This is a genomic window from Spirosoma oryzae (assembly GCF_003002825.1).
Taxonomy (GTDB): Bacteria; Bacteroidota; Bacteroidia; order Cytophagales; family Spirosomataceae; genus Spirosoma; species Spirosoma oryzae.
Genome location: NZ_PVTE01000023.1, coordinates 76657 through 94008, shown reverse-complemented (window position 1 = coordinate 94008; position 17352 = coordinate 76657). Strand labels below are relative to the sequence as shown.

12 protein-coding genes are annotated in these 17352 nt (G+C 55.7%); 8 read left to right on the top strand and 4 right to left on the bottom strand.

Features of this window, described 5'->3' with window-relative positions; all coding sequences use genetic code 11:
• Positions 1 to 263: 263 nt before the first annotated feature.
• Positions 264 to 3695 carry a ThuA domain-containing protein gene (locus CLV58_RS21800; protein ID WP_106139954.1) on the bottom strand — a complete coding sequence of 1144 codons (3432 nt, stop codon included), beginning with the start codon at positions 3693 to 3695 and terminating at the stop codon, positions 264 to 266.
• A 306-nt stretch (positions 3696 to 4001) separates the two neighbouring features.
• Between CLV58_RS21800 and CLV58_RS21795 the strand changes: the two genes are divergently transcribed.
• A complete protein-coding gene (locus tag CLV58_RS21795) occupies positions 4002 to 4958 on the top strand; it encodes a TIGR03885 family FMN-dependent LLM class oxidoreductase (protein WP_106139953.1) in 957 nt (318 codons plus the stop codon).
• A gap of 175 nt (positions 4959 to 5133) precedes the next feature.
• On the top strand, positions 5134 to 7773 hold the full coding sequence (locus CLV58_RS21790; RefSeq protein WP_106139952.1) for an MGH1-like glycoside hydrolase domain-containing protein: 2640 nt from the start codon (positions 5134 to 5136) through the stop codon (positions 7771 to 7773).
• Between the two features lie 101 nt (positions 7774 to 7874).
• Here CLV58_RS21790 and CLV58_RS21785 read toward each other — a convergent pair whose 3' ends face one another.
• Together CLV58_RS21785 and CLV58_RS21780 are read right to left on the bottom strand one after the other, a co-directional pair.
• Positions 7875 to 9443, bottom strand: coding sequence for a DUF1501 domain-containing protein (locus tag CLV58_RS21785; RefSeq protein WP_106139951.1), 1569 nt, complete (start codon positions 9441 to 9443; stop codon positions 7875 to 7877).
• A gap of 82 nt (positions 9444 to 9525) precedes the next feature.
• Positions 9526 to 11076 carry a DUF1800 domain-containing protein gene (locus CLV58_RS21780; RefSeq protein WP_106139950.1) on the bottom strand — a complete coding sequence of 517 codons (1551 nt, stop codon included), beginning with the start codon at positions 11074 to 11076 and terminating at the stop codon, positions 9526 to 9528.
• A 212-nt stretch (positions 11077 to 11288) separates the two neighbouring features.
• Here CLV58_RS21780 and CLV58_RS28470 point away from each other — a divergent pair, with 212 nt between their 5' ends.
• Positions 11289 to 11450 (top strand): hypothetical protein, encoded by a 162-nt coding sequence (locus tag CLV58_RS28470; protein WP_170108755.1) that lies wholly within the window; start codon positions 11289 to 11291, stop codon positions 11448 to 11450.
• Between the two features lie 17 nt (positions 11451 to 11467).
• On the opposite strand, the gene CLV58_RS21775 is transcribed toward CLV58_RS28470, so the two are convergent.
• Positions 11468 to 12709, bottom strand: coding sequence for an MFS transporter (locus CLV58_RS21775; protein WP_106139949.1), 1242 nt, complete (start codon positions 12707 to 12709; stop codon positions 11468 to 11470).
• Between the two features lie 285 nt (positions 12710 to 12994).
• Here CLV58_RS21775 and CLV58_RS21770 point away from each other — a divergent pair, with 285 nt between their 5' ends.
• The 5 genes from CLV58_RS21770 to CLV58_RS21750 are packed head-to-tail and all read left to right on the top strand — an operon-like array spanning position 12995 to position 17271.
• Positions 12995 to 14131 carry a Gfo/Idh/MocA family protein gene (locus tag CLV58_RS21770; protein ID WP_106139948.1) on the top strand — a complete coding sequence of 379 codons (1137 nt, stop codon included), beginning with the start codon at positions 12995 to 12997 and terminating at the stop codon, positions 14129 to 14131.
• A gap of 53 nt (positions 14132 to 14184) precedes the next feature.
• Entirely contained in the window at positions 14185 to 14556 is a 372-nt protein-coding gene (locus CLV58_RS21765) for a four helix bundle protein (RefSeq protein WP_106139947.1), read from the top strand.
• Between the two features lie 56 nt (positions 14557 to 14612).
• Positions 14613 to 15761 (top strand): Gfo/Idh/MocA family protein, encoded by a 1149-nt coding sequence (locus CLV58_RS21760; protein WP_106139946.1) that lies wholly within the window; start codon positions 14613 to 14615, stop codon positions 15759 to 15761.
• A gap of 33 nt (positions 15762 to 15794) precedes the next feature.
• Positions 15795 to 16172 (top strand): four helix bundle protein, encoded by a 378-nt coding sequence (locus tag CLV58_RS21755; RefSeq protein ID WP_106139945.1) that lies wholly within the window; start codon positions 15795 to 15797, stop codon positions 16170 to 16172.
• Between the two features lie 46 nt (positions 16173 to 16218).
• Positions 16219 to 17271: a sugar phosphate isomerase/epimerase family protein gene (locus tag CLV58_RS21750; protein WP_106139944.1), complete on the top strand. Its 1053-nt coding sequence runs from the start codon at positions 16219 to 16221 to the stop codon at positions 17269 to 17271.
• Positions 17272 to 17352 lie beyond the last annotated feature (81 nt).

Genomic DNA, 17352 nt, shown 5'->3' with positions numbered 1-17352 from the left:
TGGTCTCAGGGTGTTGAGTCAGGCAGTGGAGCGTTTTTATTTCATCAAACTAGGTTATGGACTCAATCCGAATTAAAACCCCTACAAGATTAGCCCTTTAGGGGGCTGGGGGGTAGACGGTATAGAACTTAACAGCCCTGCCCTTCAGGGGATTTAGGGGTAAAAAAGCTCCTTTGCGAAGTGCTCGGTTTTGAAGGCTCAAAACCCCTACAAGGTTATCTGACGGGGAGGGGTTGGGGTGGGGGCAAACCGTAAACCAACGGTTACATCGGCTGATTCTGGAACTGTATCGTTGTCAGGGCGAACAGCGGTTTTGGACCGGCCGACGGATTGACGAATACCAGGTATAACCGATGCATACCCGTTGCCGGACTGTTGAATGGCAGATTAACCGGACCGTTGGTGCCTACCTTCACATCCGCTGCTCCGAGGAGCGGACCCGTTGGGGTGTCGAGGTGAACTTCGAGCTTACCACCGACTCCCCGCTCGTCAGACGCAAACGCCGTTGCCGACAGACCACGCAGGCCTGTCATGTCCAGGCTGTCGAACATAACGTAGCTACCCGATGTAGTACCGATGGCTGCTTTGCCCAGTTTGGGCACGTCGTACTCGAAAATAGCATTCTTCTTGTCGGCGGCTGTTGCTTTCAGGATGGGTGACCGTAACGCCACCGTGCGGCTCTGCGTCAGCGGGCCAATAGCACCATTGCCCCGGTCGGTGTATGAAGCGGTTAGTACGTACGAGCCGGGTTTTTCCTGGGTAGCCGGCTTGTAATCGCCCGCCAGCGGCTGACTGTTCGCTGGTTTGTTATTGGCCAACGACAGAATATAGCGCACCATCTCGCTGGCTTCCTGATTGGTCAGTTGCGGGTGGGCGCTCATGGGTTGTTCACCCCAGACACCCGCGCCCCCTTTGATAACCTTTGCGGCCAGGCGTCCTTCTGCCTGCGACGAGCCTTTGTACTTCTTAGCCACGTCCATGTAAGCCGGACCAATCGATTTCTGATTGAGCGCGTGGCATGATTTGCAGTCGCTTAGTTCGATCAGTCGACGGCCTGTTGCGTAGCCCGTGTTGGCCTGATGGCCCTGCGCCAGCATCGTTTTGTCGAACCCTTCGAGGTAGTTGATCGTCATCGTCACTTCCTCGGGACTAATGCCTTTAGCCAGCGTCCCGTCTTCCTTGTCCGATACCTTCACGGCGTATTTAACCGGCTGATTGGGGAAGTAGAACGTCTTGTTACCCGCTACGTTCAGGTCGACAACCGGTTCGGCATTACCCACCCGGATCGGCATGGTCTGCGTTGCCACGTTGCCGGCGGCATCGGTTACGCGTACTGTCGCATTGTAAGTACCCGGTTTGGTAAACGTAACGGTTGGGGTAGCCGTCGTTTGCTTTGGCATACCGGGGCCAAATGTCCATTCGTAGCGTAGCGCGTCGCCATCGTAATCCGATGATTTCGATGCGTTGAATTTGACCGTCATTGGCGTGGCACCAACTGTTTTGCTGGCACTCGCTACGACCACTGGCCGACGGTTGCCCGCGTTGTAGGTAATGCGCGACAGCCGGGCATCGTCGTTAGCAGCAAACCAGCGTTGGCCGTATTCCAGTGTGTATAGCGAGCCATCGGGGGCAAACTGCATGTCGATTACGTGCGAAAACGTCGTGTTGGGCATGAACGTCTCCATCTTCACAAAATCGCCGTTCGCATTCATCGTTACCGGGTGAATCCAGTCGCGCATCCAGTCGTAGGCGAAGAATTTACCGTCGTAATGGCGGGGGAATTTTACGTTCGACTCGGCGTAGTCATCGTAGTAGTACACCGGGCCACCCATCGCGTTACGGCCACCTTTTCCGACGATTTCACCAAACTCAGGAGACTCGGCGTAGGGGTAATAAATAAACGCTTTCTGCGCCGGGGGCAGCGATTGAAGGCCCGTGTTGTGGGGCGAATCGTTGATCGGCTTCATGGGGTCGAACAGCGGGCCGGAGGTGCTGTCTGCGAAGTTGTGGGCGTTGTACGGCCTATTGTCGGCGACGAACAGCGGCCAGCCAAAGTACCCGGCTTTCCGGGCCTGATTCATCTCGTCGTGACCGCGTGGCCCGCGCTTGTCATCGTTGTTGGCAGCATCGGGTCCCACTTCGCCCCAGTACAGAAAGCCGGTCCGCTGATCGACCGATATCCGGTAGGGGTTCCGGTTACCCATCACATAGATTTCGGGCCGGGCTTTATCGGTGCCTTTCGGGAAGAGGTTTCCGTCGGGGATGCTGTAGGTACCGTTGGCTTCGGGATGAATGCGCAGAATCTTACCCCGTAAATCGTTGGTGTTGCTCGACGTCGAGCGGGCGTCCCAGCCCTGCCGCCCCGGCCGGTTGTCAGACGGCGAAAACCCTTTGGAGTCGAAGGGATTGGTGTCGTCGCCCGTCGATAAATACAAATTACCCTTGCGGTCCCAGGCGATGGAGCCGCCCGTGTGGCAGCAACCCGTCCGTTTGACCGGTACAGTCAGCAGAACTTTTTCGGTAGCCATCAGCAGCGTGTCTTTCGCGTCGTCATACACGAAGCGGGAGAGGTGCTGGGCTGTATCGGCGGGGGCTTCGGCCCGCATTGTCGGTGAATAGTACAGGTAGACGAACTTGTTCTGCTTGAAATTGGGATCAATGTTGAGCCCCATCAGCCCATATTCGAACTTCGTGTACACCGGAATGCGGGCCACTGTCTTTACGGCTTTCGTTTTGGGATTGTACAGCTTCAGGTCACCCTTCCGCTCGGCAAACAGTACCTTCCCGTTGTCGAGTACCGCCAGTTCGGTAGGTTCGTCCAGCGAAGCCGTCAAGACCTGGCGATCGAAGCGGTTTTCTTCAGGATAAGGCATCGTTTTCGCCTGCCCGAACTTCAGGCTACTAGCCATGACCGACTTGATACCGCCCAGTAAATGCTGCAAAAACAGCGGTTCTACGTACGATTCGTCGGTGTGGCCACCACCCGTGTAGAACGATTTGCCACCGTCGAAATCGCGGTACCATATGAACGGGTGGTTATCGCCGTTCTGCCCGCCCTCGTACGATTTTTCATCGAGCTTACCCAGTACTTTGATCTCCGGAACAATGCTCTTGTAGTTGTACAACTCGTCGTAGCGTTTCCAGACGTCGGGCAGCATCTTGGTCGACGGGTGATTCTTGTCAACGACCATAATGTTGACGTTCTGCTGCTTCGGATGGCTCAGAAAGTAAGCACCAACCAGTTGGTTGTACCACGGCCAGTCGTACTCGGTATCGGCGGCTGCGTGGATACCCACATAGCCGCCCCCCGCCTGAATGTAGCGTTCGAAAGCCGCCTGCTGCGCATCGTCGAGAACGTTGCCCGTAGTGCTAAGCCAGATAACGGCTCCGTATTTCTTCAGATTCTCTTCGGAGAACTTACTGGCGTCTTCGGTCGTGTCGACGGCAAAGCCATTTTCCTGCCCCAGCTTCATTATCGCCCGTTTTCCGGCCGGAATCGACGCGTGGCGAAAGCCTTTGGTTTTGGAAAAAACCAGGACCCGGTTAAGCGCAATGGGGGCGTCGGCTTTAGTCGCCCGCACGGATGCTGTGGCCCGTTTCGCAGTTGTCTGCGCCAGGGTGTCCTGACCGATGGCGGTCATCGACAATAGGCCCGCCACCAGCATCATACGGGTAGGGAGCATTGGGTTTTTCATACAATGAGAATTTACGGATTGACAAAATAACGCGCGATAGCCGCCACAAAAAGGCTTTCCATACGCGCGTCGTGCGACTGTGTTGACGGTCAGACTGGGCTGCCTACAAAAGGAGTGGAATAAGCATTTTCTACTATAAACAGCCCCGTTCCAGCGCTGTATTCGAGCTGTATCCGGGCTGTGTAAGTGGTGTTTCGCTGATAAGTTAGTAACCACCTGACGACATGAGTCTGACAAATTTGAATGTAGTGACAAACAATTTCGCTGATACGAGTCTTGATAGGTTAAAAATCGATTAAAGTAGGAATGAAAATAGGCTACCACTCCTCGCATGAGCAATTCAAGCCCAGCGATTTATTAAGGCTTGTACAACGAGCGGAACAGGCCGGATTTACGGCCGGCACCTGCTCCGACCACTTCCATCCGTGGAGCGATAAGCAGGGCGAAAGTGGGTTTGCCTGGAGTTGGTTGGGGGCAGCGTTGCAGGCGACGTCGCTGTCGTTCGGGGTCGTTAATGCACCGGGCCAACGCTACAATCCGGCGATTATCGCCCAGGCCGCTGCCACGCTGGCCGATATGTTTCCCGAACGATTCTGGATCGCCGTCGGAACGGGGCAATACCTCAACGAACACATCAACGGCGAACGCTGGCCATCCAAGGCCGACCGTAACGCCCGTTTGCGAGAAAGCGTCGACATCATCCGGGCGCTCTGGAACGGCGAAACGGTGACGCACCGGGGGCTGGTTACGGTCGACGAGGCCCGGTTGTACACGCGTCCGGCCATCAAGCCGCTGATCGTCGGCGCTGCCGTGACGGCCAAGACGGCCGAATGGGTCGGTAGCTGGGCCGATGCGCTCATAACGACGTCCCGACCGGTTGCCGAATTGCAGGAAGTGATCGATGCCTTCCGGCAGGGGGGCGGCTCGGGTAAGCCGATGTTTCTGAAGGTGCAGTTGTCGTACGACCCCGATAAGGAAAAGGCCCGTTCCGGTGCCCTCGAACAATGGCGTGGCAATGTATATCCCAACAGTGTCATGACCGAATTGCGCATGCCCGGCCACTTCGATGATGCCGGATCGATGGTCAACGAAAAGGCCTTCGAAGAGCAGGTACGTATCTCATCGGACCTGAATCAGCACCTCGACTGGTTGCTGGAATACAAGGCAATGGGCTTCGAGCAGATGTCGCTACACAATGTCAACCGCGACCAGGAGCCGTTCATCGATGCCTTTGGCGAAAACGTATTACCCAAACTAGTGTAAAGACAGCCGTGTAGCCTGGACGTCCACGTCCGGGTGCCCGTCAGGGCAATTCATGCAGGCGCTAGCCAACAGGTCGCTACGCGCCCACCCGGACGTGGACCCGCGCCGGCGGACCGGTCCAGGCTACACATGATACATCCCCCTGATTGAGAGCAGTAAACAGAATGCATACCCGATGAACGACAATAGAACGATTGAGCAACAGCGGCTGGAGAAGCAGTGGCATAACGAAGAACAGTGGTACAAATGGGGCCCTTACCTGAGCGAACGACAGTGGGGAACCGTCCGCGAAGATTACACGGCCGAAGGTGAAGCCTGGGACGCGTTTCCGCACGAACACGCCCGGATGCGGACCTATCGATGGGGAGAGGATGGCCTTGCCGGGATCTCCGACGAAAAACAAACGCTCTGTTTTGCCTTGTCGCTCTGGAACGGCAAAGATCCGTTTCTGAAAGAGCGCATGTTTGGCCTGTCGAATGCACAGGGCAACCACGGTGAGGACGTCAAGGAGTTGTATTACTACCTCGATAACACGCCGACCCACTCGTACATGAAGATGCTGTACAAGTATGCGCAGACAGAATTTCCGTACGATAAACTGGTACGCAAGAACGATGAACGGGGGCTGACAGATCTGGAATACGAACTGCTTGACACCGGTCTGTTCAATGATGATCGTTATTTCGACGTTCAGGTCGAATACGCCAAGGACGGCATCGACGATATACTGATTCGGCTGACGATATACAATCGCGCCAGCGAAGCCGCACCGTTACATCTGTTGCCGACGCTTTGGTTTCGCAACCGGTGGTCGTGGCAGGAGGAGGAAGGCAAACCCTGGATTCAGCGGATCGAATCGACCACGGACGGCGTGCAGCAGGTACGGGCGCACCACGAACGGCTTGGCGACTACGTGCTCAGTTTTCAGGCACCCGACGCGGTGTTGATGACCGAAAACGAAACGAACCGCGAGCGCGTTTTCGGCGAAACAAACGATTCACCGTTCGTAAAAGATGCGTTTCATGATGCTATTACGTCGGGTAAGCTATCGCCGTTTGATGAGCAGCCGACGGGTACGAAATGCGCACCGGTCTACGCGCTGAACATCGAGGCCGGCCAATCGGTCGAAATCCGGTTACGGCTCAGTCAGAATGAGACGGCCGACCCGCTGGGCGCGGAGTTTGACAGCGTGTTCGAGACACGCATACAGGAGGCCGATGATTTCTACGCGCATCTGACAAAGGGAAACACACCCGCCGATGCGCAGATCAAGCGGCAGGCCTGGGCCGGGCTGATGTGGTCGAAGCAGTATTACAAATACAACGTCCGGCGCTGGCTGGAAGGTGACCCCGGCGCGCCACCACCGCCCCCCGAACGCTGGCAGGGTCGCAACGCCGATTGGCAGCACCTGAACGCAGAGCACATCATGATTATGCCCGACAAGTGGGAGTATCCGTGGTTTGCCGCCTGGGATCAGGCATTTCAGGCAATTGCCGTCGAACCGATCGATCTGGGATTTGCCAAGCATCAGCTTTACTTACATGCTGATCCGCAGTACCAATCGTCTGACGGGCGTCTCCCGGCGTACGAATGGGATTTCTCGGCCAACAACCCACCATTGCGCGCAGCCATCAGCTGGTTGTTTTACGTGCAGGAACAGCAACTGACGGGTAAGAAAGACTACGAGTTCTTGTCGACCATGTTCGAGCGGTTGCGACCCAACTACGAGTGGTGGACGACACAGGTCAGCGGGAAAAACGATGGCTTATTCAAGGGCGGCTTTCTGGGTCTGGATAACATCAGCCTGTTCGACCGGCAGGAAGAAATTCCCGGTGGTGGCGATCTCGATCAGGCCGATGCGACCGCCTGGATGGCGACGTACACCTTATACATGATGCGTATTGCTGTCGAACTGGCGCAGGATGACCAGGCTACATTTGAACCGCTGGCCTGTTATTATCTGGAGCATTACTTCCGAATCAGCAGCGCATTGGAACGCGTATCCAAACTTTGGGTTGATGAAAACGATCCGGAAAGCGACAACGGGTTCTCCTACGACGTTCTGCACATGCCCGACGGCCAGCAGATCCCAATTCCGTTGCGGTCGATGGTGGGGCTGGCAAACATCTTCGCGGTCATGACCCTCGAACGGGAGGTAGCGAAGAAACTACCGGACTTCTACGAACGCGTAATCAAATTCGCGAATCACCCGCCCAACGACGATCTGTGCTACTGCGTCATCAACGACAATCCCGAGCGCGATTCGATTCTGTTCGCCCTGCTCAGCGCCGACCAACTCCGCCGACTGAATACCTTCCTGTTCTCAGAAGCCGAACTGCTGGCACCGGGTGGCATTCGCTCGTTGTCGAAGGCTTACGAGAAACCTTACGAGATGGAGATCGATGGTGAGGTGCACGAGATACACTACACACCGGGCGAGTCGGATTCGAACATGTACGGTGGTAACTCTAACTGGCGCGGACCGGTCTGGTTTCCCATGAACTTCTTTATCTACAAGGCCTTGCAAACGTTTGGCGGCTATTATGGCGATAAAGTGGAAGTTGCCCTGCCATTCGGTAGCGACAACAAAGGCGACATGAGCGATGCCGCCGGTTTCCTGGCTGACCGGATGTGGTCGATCTTCCGGCGGGGTGAAAACGGCCTGCGGCCGCTAAATGGAACTGATAAGATCTACGCCAACAACCCGCACTTCAACGACCTGATTCTGTACTACGAGCACTTCGACGGCGATACGTCGCGCGGCCTGGGTGCCAGTCATCAGACCGGCTGGACGGCGCTGATTACGTGTATGTAAGTAGTGGTTACCCCCACGGCAACGGCCATCTCACCCCCAGCCACGCTCCCAAAAATAGGAGAGGGGCCGGGGGTGAGATGGCCGTTGCCGTGAGTGAACCCTTACCGGGCAACGATCAGTCGTTTGTTGATAACACCCTGTTGCGTACCGACGTGAACGATATACTGACCCTGCGGCAAACTGCCCACGTTGAAGCGCAATGCACCCGCCGAGGCCGACGCGCTGAGCATCAGCAGACGCCCCTGCATATCTGTCATCTGCACCGAGGTAAGAGCCGCCGGTAGCGAGTCGGCTTCGAGCACCACGTCGCTGGCTGCCGGGTTGGGATACAGCCGCACCCCATCATCGGATGACGCCGACTCCGACGTTGTCGTGACCCGCTGAAAAATGGGAGCCGCAGCGAAGTCGCGAAAGATCGTCGTGGACTCGGCGCTGACGGTGGTACCGAACCAGTCTTTCAGAATAGCCGCGTACACCTGCCGAAAGTCCGTTTGCATTTTCAGGTTATTGTTGTCCAGATCGGTCAGGCTGGGGTTTTTGCCAATCATCGCCGTTTTTACCCCTGACCCAAACACGAACATGGGGGCCGACGTACCGTGATCGGTACCGTAGCTGCCATTGGAAATAGCCCGTCGGCCAAACTCCGAGAACGTCATCCCCGCTACCCGATCATCGACTTTGAGCTGGGTCAGGTCGTTCTGAAAGGCCGCAACCGCATCCGACAGGTTTTTAAGCAGGTTGGCGTGGGTGCCGGTTGTCGTGTCGGTGGCAACCACCTGATTGGCGTGGTTGTCGAAGCCCCCCATCGTGACGTAGTATACCTTTGTTTGTAGTCCACCGCTGATTAGCCGGGCAATGATTTTCAACTGATCGGCCAGCGCGTTCGACGTTGGGTATGTGGCTATATTTTTTCCTTTCGAAGCCGCCGTTTTGATCTGACCGGCGTAGCTGACCGAGCTGGCCTGCTGCTGCCGGATGAAGTCGATCTGCTGCCCGGCGTAGCCCGAAAGGCCACTCGCCGGCGCATTGGGTTTGTCACCAACGAGCCGGGCAAAGGTATCGGGGTCCTGTAGCACAATCGCCATCGACTCGGTGGGCCCCAGCAGGGTCGTCGCCGTGATATAGCCAATCTGAATAGCCGGCGGGTCGGGCATACTAGTCGATGGGTAAGCATCGGGGTAACCGGGATAGCGGTTGTTCAGGTAACGGCCCGCCCAGCCCGACGTGGCCGTCTGATTGGCGTCGACGGCTGTCATCCAGATGTCACTGGCCCGGAAGTGCGAGAAATTCGGCGTTGGGTAGGAGACCCCTTGTACGATGCTCAGTCGCCCGTCGTTGAACAACTGCTGCATGCCCGTCATAGCCGGGTGCAGACCGGTCCCTTCGTAGTTTTTCAGGCGAAGCGCCTTGCCTTCCGGAATGGCGATATTTTTCCGAAACGCAGGCGAGGTATATACGCTCATCTGGTCGAGCGGAATGACCGTGTTCAGCCCGTCATTACCCCCCTGTAACTGAATGATAACCAGCACCCGGTCGATCTGGGCCGCCAGATCGACCAGCGACTGCACGAACGACGACGGCCGCGCATAGGCCCGCGCCCCAAAGCCATCGATCAGCACCGGCAGCACCAGCGACGACGCTGCGTATTGTAAGAAGTTACGACGTTTCATGAAAAGTAATGAGTGAATTAGCGAATGAGTGATTGAGTGAATGCTTGGTTATTCGCTAATTCGCTCAATCGCTCATTCACAATTAAATTACCTGATACTCGGCCATACGGAAGAGGTACTGGAGCAGCGCGGTTAGTTTGAGCTGAACCGCTTGTTTTTTGGTGGCGTCGTTCGGACTGGCCACGTAGGCAAGCCACTCCTCGGCCCACTCGTAGCGCGGAATCGAATTCAGCAATACCGTGTCGGTCAGGAAATCGGTCTGTGACTGGTTAAACGAAACCCCCATCAACTGCGTGGTTAAGTCGCCGATCAGCTTCGCCGGGTCGCTGGGTGTCGACAGCGTTTTGGCGTAGGCCAACACATCCACCACGGGTTTGTTGTTCAGTTTCAGGGCATTTGTCGTCAGGGCATCGGCGAAGAAACCACGCAGGCCGAGCGTAGTCGAGTTGATCCACTGCTGGTAGTAGCCCGTCTGGTAGTAGGGCGTCCAGCCAAACACGTTCGGTGGATTTAGAATGTCCTGCTGCTGTTCCCGAATGCGGGCATAGATATACGACCCGACCTGATAAAAACCCGCCAGATTCTGCAACGGGTCGGGTGCCTGTAGTCCCCAGAAGCGGAACGTGCCGACAACCAGGTCCGTTGGCGATTTGATAACCGCTCCGCGCAGCGTCTCATCGAAGAAGTGCTGACTTTGCAGCATCGCCGATACGACCGGTTTGATCTCGTAGTTACGCTTCTGAAACAGCAGCGCCAGCGGCTGAATGAAGTTGGATTCGACGTCGGCCGTGATGTCGGAATTGATGAACCAGCGATACAGCTTGCGACAGATGTACCGGGGCGTTTCGGGGTTTGCCAGCAGCATGTCGACCAGATCGCTTAGCTCCGCAAGGCCACCGGTGTCGCCCGTCCGGCCCTGGATTACCGTTTTGGCATAAGCGGCTGAAAACGTTTTGGTCGTGGCGTCGTGTCTGTTAGCCCTGTATACGGTGCTGATAACTGCCGAGGTTACGTCGCGATAACCGATGTCAGTCCAGCCGGTGAGTACTTTGGCGGCCGCTCGTACATCGTCTTCGGTATAGCCGCCATTGCGACCTGTCGTGAACAGTTCCTGTAGTTCGCGGGCGTAGTTTTCGTTGGCCGTACCGGCTACGTTCTGGTTGCCGTTCAGGAACCGCAGCATAGCCGGGTCCTGCGTAATCGCTATAACAAACGTCTTGAAATTGCCCAGCGCGTACTGACGAAGCAGGGCATTGTACCGATACATATAGCGATAATCGTTGACGGTCGCGTCGTTGGTGACGAAGTGGTTCGACCAGAACAGCGTCATTTTCTCGGGCAGCGCGAGCGGCTGATTGAGCATTTGATTGGCCCACCAGGCTTTGACGTAGGTCTGCAACTTCCCGGCATTGACCATATCGAACGGCTGGTCAACAAAGGTTTTATTGGTCGTTGGATTGAGCGGTGGAGCGGGTGTGGCGCGGTCAGCCAGTAAGGCCGACACGACCTGCGCGGCTGTCTGCCCGGTCAGCGATTTAAGCTGATCGGGCGTCGGACCGAAGGTGGCGCGTCGGAGTAGGTAACTGAGCTGCGCCGACGTTAACGGTTGGGTGAACGGATCAAGCAGAGCCATGATGTGCTGGGTTAGTAGGTGCGTCGAAACGAACCGTATTACAAAGACACTAAAAAGAGGAGTCGGTCTGATTAAATACGGATTGATAATCAGTGATTTAATAGGCTTTTAACGGGAAATAAGCGATACGCTTCATAGCCTGTTAGCAGAAACCGCTTTGTAGCCTGGACCGATCCGCGCCACGGTGGCGACCACCGCGTGGCGACCACCGCGTGGCGACCACCGCGTGGCCGCCGGCGCAGGTCTACGGCTGGCGGACCAGTCTGGGCTACAAAGCGGCTGTCGGCGAAAGTGGGCCTGGCCCGGTCCGACGAATCGGTCCACGCTACACCAAACAAAAAAGCCCCGCTATCGTCAGACAGCGGGGCTGGTAGGTTATGCGTAAGGGTACTTACAGTTGCGGCTGACTGGCGGCAACCATGTCGTTAGCATGATCGGGCTTGCGGTTGCGCATCACGAAGAACAGCACACCAAACGCGACAATCAGAATCAGCGGGAAAATGACCATATGCCCCAGCGTAGCCTGACCGGTAGCCAGATCAGCGGTTTCGGCCGTCAGCCCCCGCTTCGACGCTTCCTGATCGAGCCAGCCACCGATAACCGGCTGGAAAATCGACGTAGCGAACATACCCATACCGCCCATGATCGAGAGGCCGAAGGCACCCGACTTGGGGATGTATTCAGCGACAAAGCCCAGCATGGTTGGCCAGAAATAGCAGACGCCGATGGCGAACACGATAGCCGACAGGTAGACCATGCCGCCCGTTGCATTGCCCAGCAGGTAGATACCCAGTGCGGCCATGATCGACGAGCCCCACAGAACACCCGTTGGGTTCAGGCTATGAACGATCGGACCGGCGAAGAACCGACCAACGGCCATCAGACCCGTTACCAGTGCCAGAATAATCATCGGGTCAGCACCCGCGTTTTTCATGATTGGGTCGATCCACTGCTCGGGACCGAACTCGGAAATAGCCGTCAGCGCCATGCAGACCAGCATGAACAGGTACAGCGGAGACGCCATTGCCTTGAGGTTACCACCCGTCGACGAAGCACCCTCTGCCTTGCTGGCCGGGAATTGCTGACCCAGGAAAAGGAACGCGTAAATAACCGCCGGAATCAGGATGGCCGCGATTTGCAGCTGCCAGCCCAGATTGGCACCGGTCATGAATTTCGACAGCAGGCTACCGATTACGATACCACCGGGGAACCACATGTGCAGGCGGTTCAGCATTTTGGTAGTTTGGTTGCCGCTGTACATGTCCGTCACCATCGGGTTACAGGCTGCTTCAACGGTACCGTTACCAAAACCGACGAAGAAGGTAGAAATCAGCAGGCTCCAGAAACCGGTGGCCGTGATCGTCAGTACCAGACCCAGTACGTGCGCCACAAACGCTACCCAGGCAATGCGTTTCGGCCCGATGACATTGTACAGTGGCCCGCCGAAAATCATCGCGATAGGGAAACCCAGGAACGCCATCTGATTCACGTAGCCCAGTTCCTTGGCGGACAGGTTAAACTCTGCACCCAGTTGAGTCAGGACGCCCGCCCGGATCGCGAATGCCATGGCCGTAGTGATGATCGCAAAGCAGCTGGCAACAAACAGCCGGGAGCGATTGATGGATAGATCCATATCTGTGAGGTAAAGGGGTTTAAGTAAGACGAAACGATTTGTCAGGTAAAAGAAAAAAAGGGCGACAAACTCACCAATGCAGGTAGTATTTGTCTAAAATTTCCGAAAAATAAGCTAAAACCGCTAATTTCCGGCCCTCGAAAGGGGTATGTTTTCCTCCCTTTCGGTTTTACGTACCGACGGTGTTCTACCGCGCCCGCTGGTATTTAGTCGCTCTCGCTCATTGGGGGCAGTACCTAATTCTCTTACAGTCAACGCTACATGGAAATGCACAGGAAATTGCGGATGGGTCAGATCGGGGGTAGCCTCGACGCATTCATCGGCGCCGTTCATCGCCGGGCGGCTACGCTCGACAACGAAATCGAACTGGTTTGCGGTGTGTTCAGTCAGTCGCCCGAAAAGTCGAAAGCGACGGGTAAGGCACTCTACCTGCCCGACGACCGGGTGTACACCAGTTTCGAGGAGATGATTCAGCGCGAGAAGGAGCTACCGGAAGATGTGCGCATGGATTTCGTCAGTATCGTGACGCCCAACCACATGCACTTCCCGCCCGCCAAGCTGGCGCTCGAAAATGGCTTTCACGTGATCTGCGACAAGCCGATGACGCTCAATCTGCAACAGGCCAAAGACCTCGCAGCCATCGTTGAGCAAACCGGACTTGTATTCGGCCTGACGCATAACTACACGGGCTACCCGATGGTGAAAGAAGCCCGCGACATGGTTCGCAACGGGAAGCTGGGTAAAATCCGGAAAGTCGTTGTCGAATACCCGCAGGGCTGGCTGTCGAAAGCCGAAGAACATAACGATTACAAGCAGGCCATCTGGCGTACCGACCCGGCCCGCTCGGGCGCAGCCGGGGCTATCGGTGACATCGGTACGCATGCCGAAAACCTGGCCGAATACATCACCGGCATGCACATCAGCGAACTCTGCGCCGACCTGACGCATTTCGTGCCGGGTCGTCAGCTTGACGATGACGCCAACGTGCTGCTCCGCTTTGACGCGGGTGCCAAAGGGGTGTTGCAGGTCAGTCAGGTGGCAAACGGCGAAGAGAACTCGCTGAAAATCTACGTCTGGGGCGAACTGGGCGGGCTGGAATGGCATCAGATGGAGCCCAACACGCTGCATTACAAAACGCAGGAGAGCCACCGCCTGCTCCGGCCCAACGTGGGCGAACTATCGGCGTCGGCGAAGGCGCACTGGCGTTTACCGGCGGGTCACCCCGAGGGTTTTTTCGAAGCCTTTGCCAACATCTACCGCAACTTCGCTTTTGCCGTAAAGGCGCACATGGCCGACAAACCCGCCGACTCGCTTTACGACTTCCCCGGTGTGCACGATGGCGTTCGTGGCCTGGCCTTCATCGACACCGTCATTGCCTCCAGTCAGGATGAGCAGACGAAGTGGACGAAGTTTGTTCAATGAGCGAATGACGAATGCGTGAATGAGCGAATGTTTGGCGCTTACTAACATATCATATGTACCACACACCAGAAGAGAAAGCTGAATTTGCCGAATTGACGGAACAACGATTGAAGCAGTTTATGCTTCGTTGTGTCCATGTCTTCAGAAAGTTACCTAATGCTTATGAAGCGCAGCACTTCGGCAAACAGCTCGTTCGCGCATCCTCATCCTCTGCCGCTAATTATCGGGCCGTCCGGCGGGCCAGAAGTCAAAATGAATTTTTCGCCAAATTGAGTTTAACCTTGGAAGAAGCCGATGAGTCAGTCTTCTGGCTGGAGATGCTTGTTTTTACCGGTTTAGTACCAAGCGAACGACTGGTAGACTTAATTGACGAAGGTACACAGCTCATAAAAATTCTAGCTAAAGCGCGAAGCAATACCAAGTAGAATGTAACCAGGCATTCACACATTTGCTCATTCACTAATTCGCTAATTCAATACCCATGTCAAAAGTAAACGTCGGTGTCGTTGGCACCGGATTCATCGGACCCGCGCACATCGAAGCCCTGCGCCGACTACCAAACACGAATGTACTGGCGCTCTGTGAAGTGACGCCTGAACTGGCTCGGCAGAAAGCCGATCAGCTGGGTATCGAACGGGCCTGCACCTTCGAGGACCTGCTCAAGATGGAAGATATTCAGGTCGTACACATCTGTACACCGAACTTCCTGCACTACAGTCAGTCGAAGGCGGCCCTGGAAGCGGGGAAACATGTCGTCTGTGAAAAGCCGCTGGCCAAAGACCTGCATGAAGCCGAAGAGCTGGTGAAGCTGGCGAAAGAAACCGGGCTGGTCAATGCCGTACATTTCAACCTGCGCTACTACCCACTGGTGCGGCAGATGAAAGTGATGCGTGAGAAAGACGATCTGGGCGAGGTGTACAGCGTCATTGGATCCTACCTGCAAGACTGGCTGTTCTACAACACCGATTACAACTGGCGTCTCGAACCCGACAAGTCGGGCGATTCACGGGCCATCGCCGATATTGGCTCGCACCTGATGGACAGCCTGGAATACATTACCGGGCTGAAAACCGTCGCCGTTATGGCCGATTTCAACACCGTCCACAAAGTGCGGAAGAAGCCGCTGAAGCCCGTCGAGACGTATTCGGGGAAAATGCTGCAGCCGGAAGATTACGCCGATGTACCCATCAATACCGAAGATCACGCCAACGTACTGTTGCGTTTCGACAACGGTAATCGGGGTGTGATTACCGTATCGCAGGTGTCGGCGGGCCGCAAAAACCAGATGAAACTGGAGATTGCCGGGTCGAAGAAAACGTTTGCCTGGAACTCGGAAGCACCGAACGAAATGTGGATCGGTAACCGCGACGGCTACAACGAAAGCCTGATGCGCGACCCATCGCTGTTCCACGCCGATGCCCGCTCCCTGATTTCGTTCCCCGGTGGTCACAACGAAGGCTTCCCCGACACGTCGAAGCAACTGTTCAAGGAAGTCTATGCCGCTGTCGAAGCCGGTAAGATGCCCGAAAACCCGACGTTCCCGACCTTCGCCGACGGTTACCGCGAACTGCTCATCTGCGAAAAAATCCTAGAGTCTAACCGCAAGCAGGCGTGGGTTACCATTGAGTGATTGAATGAATGAGCGATTGAGTGAATTATCAGTATGGAACAGGCTCGACTAGATAAAGGTGAATTTGCGGACAAGCTTGAACAACGGCTCAAAGTATTCATGTTGCGCTGTGTTCAGGTGTTTCGTGCGCTCCCTAAATCATACGAGTCACAGCATTTTGGTAAGCAGTTGATACGCTCATCGTCGTCTTCTGCCGCGAATTACCGGGCCGTTCGCCGTGCCCGTAGTCAAAACGAATTCTTCGCAAAAATCAGCATCGTTGTTGAAGAGTTAGACGAGTCGCTATTTTGGCTCGAGATGCTGATTTTCACTGAAATAGTATCAGAGGATCGATTGAGTAGTCTAATTGATGAAGGCTATCAACTGTTGAAAATTCTGGCTAAGTCTCGAAATAATAGTAGCAACAACTGACGGACAATTCACTCAATTGCTCAATCACTAATTCGCTCAATATAAAATGAAAACAATGAAAGGTCCGGGCATATTTCTGGCCCAATTCCTGGGTGATCAGGAGCCGTTTAATTCGCTCGAAGCCATCGCCAAATACATGGCCGATCTCGGCTATAAAGGCGTGCAGATCCCGACCTGGGACCCGCGTATGATTGACCTGAAACAAGCGTCGGAAAGTCAGACGTATTGCGACGAGTATAAAGGAAAACTGGCGGAAATCGGCGTCGAAGTTACCGAGCTGGCCACGCACCTGCAGGGGCAGCTCGTGGCGGTTCATCCGGCTTACGGTGCCATGTTCGACGGCTTCGGACCGGCGGAACTGGCGGGTAAACCCAAAGAACAGCAGGCCTGGGCAACCGATCAGCTGATAATGACGGCGAAGGCCAGCAAAAACCTCGGTCTGAAAGCCAGCCCTACGTTCTCAGGGGCATTACTGTGGCCGTTCGTTTATCCGTGGCCGCAGCGCCCGGCGGGTCTGGTCGATACGGGCTTTACTGAACTGGCGAACCGCTGGATGCCCATCCTGAACGCGTTCGAAGACGCAGGTGTCGATGTTGCCTATGAGCTGCACCCCGGTGAAGACCTGCACGACGGCATCACGTTCGAGATGTTCCTCGAAAAGGTAAACAACCACCCCCGTGTCGGGATCAACTACGACCCCAGCCACTTCGTGCTGCAACAACTCGACTACCTGCAATTTATCGACTTCTACCACGAGCGTATTTTCGCCTACCACGTGAAAGATGCCGAGTTCAACCCAACGGGTAAGCAAGGCGTGTACGGCGGCTATCAGGGCTGGGTCGAGCGGGCCGGCCGGTTCCGGTCGCTGGGCGATGGTCAGGTCGACTTCTCGGGTATTTTCTCGAAGCTGGCGCAGTACGACTACGACCGTTGGGCCGTGCTGGAGTGGGAGTGTGCGCTGAAGCATCCCGAACAGGGGGCCGCCGAAGGAGCGCCATTTATCGCCGATCACATCATCCGCGTCACCGAACGCGCTTTCGACGACTTCGCCGGTACCGGTGCTGACGAAAGCTTCAACAAGAAAGTGTTGGGTTTATAAACTCATTCTGAAAAGAGTACGGACAGGTATCGGGCACTGCTCGGTACCTGTCTCTTTTTGAATCAATTAGTGGCGTGACTA

Bases quoted from the DNA above. Each gene is read 5' to 3' on its own strand.
- CLV58_RS21800 (WP_106139954.1), bottom strand. From the start codon at position 3,695: ATGAAAAACCCAATGCTCCCTACCCGTATGATGCTGGTGGCGGGCCTA.
- CLV58_RS21795 (WP_106139953.1), top strand. From the start codon at position 4,002: ATGAAAATAGGCTACCACTCCTCGCATGAGCAATTCAAGCCCAGCGAT.
- CLV58_RS21790 (WP_106139952.1), top strand. From the start codon at position 5,134: ATGAACGACAATAGAACGATTGAGCAACAGCGGCTGGAGAAGCAGTGG.
- CLV58_RS21785 (WP_106139951.1), bottom strand. From the start codon at position 9,443: ATGAAACGTCGTAACTTCTTACAATACGCAGCGTCGTCGCTGGTGCTG.
- CLV58_RS21780 (WP_106139950.1), bottom strand. From the start codon at position 11,076: ATGGCTCTGCTTGATCCGTTCACCCAACCGTTAACGTCGGCGCAGCTC.
- CLV58_RS21775 (WP_106139949.1), bottom strand. From the start codon at position 12,709: ATGGATCTATCCATCAATCGCTCCCGGCTGTTTGTTGCCAGCTGCTTT.
- CLV58_RS21770 (WP_106139948.1), top strand. From the start codon at position 12,995: ATGGGTCAGATCGGGGGTAGCCTCGACGCATTCATCGGCGCCGTTCAT.
- CLV58_RS21765 (WP_106139947.1), top strand. From the start codon at position 14,185: ATGTACCACACACCAGAAGAGAAAGCTGAATTTGCCGAATTGACGGAA.
- CLV58_RS21760 (WP_106139946.1), top strand. From the start codon at position 14,613: ATGTCAAAAGTAAACGTCGGTGTCGTTGGCACCGGATTCATCGGACCC.
- CLV58_RS21755 (WP_106139945.1), top strand. From the start codon at position 15,795: ATGGAACAGGCTCGACTAGATAAAGGTGAATTTGCGGACAAGCTTGAA.
- CLV58_RS21750 (WP_106139944.1), top strand. From the start codon at position 16,219: ATGAAAACAATGAAAGGTCCGGGCATATTTCTGGCCCAATTCCTGGGT.